This window comes from Flavobacterium sp. FPG59, assembly GCF_002150205.1.
Taxonomy (GTDB): Bacteria; Bacteroidota; Bacteroidia; order Flavobacteriales; family Flavobacteriaceae; genus Flavobacterium.
In genome coordinates, this window is record NZ_MTCA01000326.1 from 1 (window position 1) to 2170 (window position 2170).

Here is a 2170-nt window from a genome sequence, read left to right on the forward strand (position 1 = left end):
ATCCACGGTTACTAATGGTAATCTTACCGTATTAGAAGCAATGCCTAAGGATTGAAAGATTTGCTTAATTCCTGCAGGATTTCCTTGTTCAAAAATCATATCAATACTATCAGCAAGTAGATATTGGGTTTTAAAAGCTTCGTCAACTTTACGTTCTAAACCAAGTCGAATCATATTTGAAAACTCCCTTGGAAAACCTTGACCAATCACAGATATTACACCTGCTCCTCCAGCCAAAACCATTGGTAAAGCAATCATATCATCTCCAGAAATTACTAAAAAGTCCGATGGTTTATTCTGTATCAATTGCATGGCTTGTACTAAATCACCAGCTGCCTCTTTTATGGCTACTACATTTTTAAATTCATGTGCTAAACGCAATACTGTGCTTGGTAGCATATTACTTGCCGTTCTTCCTGGAACATTATACAAAATTACAGGTATCGGAGAAGCCTCTGCAACTGCTTTAAAATGCTGATAAATTCCTTCTTGAGTTGGTTTATTATAATATGGTGATACAGATAAAATTGCCGTAAATGCTGATAAATCTCTAGTCTCTAACTCTGCAACAACCTTCGCGGTATTGTTTCCTCCTACCCCTAAAACAAGTGGCAATGCACCATTATTTGCTTCAATGACAGTTGCAATAACTAGTTCTTTTTCCTCTTGTGATAAGGTAGCATTCTCTGCAGTAGTACCTAATACTACCAGATATTCTATTCCACCTTCAATGGAATAATTGACTATTCTTTTTAAAGCATCAACATCTATTGAAAAATCGCTTTTAAAAGGAGTTACAAGAGCAACACCTGTACCTATTAATGATTGCATATTGAATTATATTTTATTTAGTAATTTTAAAATTTTAAAAAACTCTTTTACAAAAACCACATGATTTTCAAGAGAAGTTTGGATGGTAAAATGATGTAATCGAGTATCAACTGATGCAAAACCTACTTTAAAACCAGCCTTTGTTGAATGTGTAAGTTGCATTAAAATTGCCTCTTCTAGATCATAATAACTTATTAACACATCATACTTTTTACTCAAAAACTCTTTTGGAGCAACACCACTAAATCCTCCGTTCCATTGTAAATGAGCGTGTTCCAAACTCGGAAACTCATCTTTAATTTGATTGACCGAATCTTTCTTAAACTGAAGTATGGCTATATTTTCAGGAAGAATTCCTCCCAACACAAGTTCATTAACCAAAAGTTTTGTTTTTGTAAAACCGATTCCATCAACTAGAACTCCAATAATTTTTACCGATGAAGGTACCACCAAAAGAGATGAACTTTGTAATTTTTTATTTAATGTTTTTTTTACCCAAAAATTTTTAATGTGATTCAAAAACATATTACTTTTACCTGATTACAAAATTAATTAATAAAGTCGCATTTAAAATGGTAAATCTAAAAAAGTATAACGATGTTTCTAAACTTTTTGTTATATTCTTAACATTTTTTTTTATTGCATCCTGCAGTAAACAAAGTTACACTGTTACTAAAATTGAAGGTAAAAGAGTCGCAGTAACTGATAAACAAGGAACAAACCCTGAAATAGAAAATTTTGTCAAACCTTATAGAGAACATATCAACAAAGATCTTGACAGTGTACTTGCTTTTTGTCCGGAAACATTAGATAAAAGCAACGGAAAATGGCAAACAAAAATTGGAAATCTTATGGCTGATGTGACTTTGTTACGCGGAAATATTGTTTTTCAAGCCAGAGAAAAAAAGAAAATTGATATTTGCATTTTAAATAGCGGCGGAATAAGGTCTATATTACCCAAAGGGAATGTGACAGCAAGAACTGCATTTGAAATCATGCCTTTTGAAAACAGTCTCGTAGTAATTGCTTTAAAAGGAGAACAAATACTTGAGATGGTTACTTTTTTTATTGCTGAAAAAAAACCACATCCATTGGCTGGAATAACTTTTACTATTGATGCTAATAACAATCCTAAAAACATAATGGTTCAAGGAAATCCTTTAGATGCAAACACCACTTATTATGTAGGAACTAATGATTATCTTGCTAATGGTGGCGATAACATGAACTTTTTTAAGAAAGGAATTCAAAAGTTTGATTTAGAATACAAACTTCGTAACATCTTAATCGATTATTTTAAAGAAGTAGATACCATACCTGTGATTGATGATGTTAGAAT

General features: G+C 32.1%; 3 protein-coding genes. 1 reads left to right on the top strand and 2 read right to left on the bottom strand.

Features of this window, described 5'->3' with window-relative positions:
• Both dapA and FPG59_RS15605 read right to left on the bottom strand, forming a co-directional pair.
• Nucleotides 1–831 (bottom strand): 4-hydroxy-tetrahydrodipicolinate synthase (dapA, locus tag FPG59_RS15600; protein WP_086455466.1); only part of this gene is annotated, 831 nt, incomplete at its 3' end.
• A 6-nt stretch (nucleotides 832–837) separates the two neighbouring features.
• The gene (locus FPG59_RS15605; RefSeq protein WP_140344708.1) at nucleotides 838–1350 is read right to left on the bottom strand and encodes a hypothetical protein; all 513 of its coding nucleotides are present in this window, start codon (nucleotides 1348–1350) and stop codon (nucleotides 838–840) included.
• A 53-nt stretch (nucleotides 1351–1403) separates the two neighbouring features.
• Here FPG59_RS15605 and FPG59_RS15610 point away from each other — a divergent pair.
• Nucleotides 1404–2170 (top strand): 5'-nucleotidase C-terminal domain-containing protein (locus tag FPG59_RS15610; RefSeq protein ID WP_086455468.1); only part of this gene is annotated, 767 nt, incomplete at its 3' end.